Below are 387 nucleotides of genomic sequence, written 5' to 3' on the forward strand. Positions count from 1 at the left end.
GAAACGGTTTTTACCCGCCAGGAAATCGGCATTGCTGATGTCACGCGTCGAGGCCACCAGCCCACCCACGTTCACCTGGGCGTTCTTGCCGAACACCACGCCGTTCGGGTTCACCAGGAACACCTTGCCGTTGGCGTCGATTTTCCCCTGGATATCGCTGCCGTTGACACCCATCACGCGGTTCAGCGCCACCGAGTTGCTGCCCGGCTGGTTGAACTTCACGCCTTCATTGGCACCGACGCTGAAACCGTCCCACTGCGTGATCAGCTTGTCGCTTTGCTGATTGATGGTCATCTGCTGGCCGTTAGTAGCAATGTCGCCTTTGCCGGACACAATATTCTGCCCGGTCGGCAGGGCGTAAGCCGGCTCCAGCGCCACCAGGCCCAA

Annotated in this window: 1 protein-coding gene; it reads right to left on the reverse strand. The window is 59.9% G+C overall.

All coding sequences use genetic code 11. The features are described 5' to 3' along the window. Nucleotides 1-387: filamentous hemagglutinin N-terminal domain-containing protein (locus tag QZQ97_RS24505; protein WP_311995515.1), on the reverse strand; the 387-nt coding region annotated here is incomplete at both ends.

The sequence above is a fragment of the Serratia sp. root2 genome (genome assembly GCF_031931805.1).
Taxonomy (GTDB): domain Bacteria; phylum Pseudomonadota; class Gammaproteobacteria; order Enterobacterales; family Enterobacteriaceae; genus Serratia; species Serratia inhibens.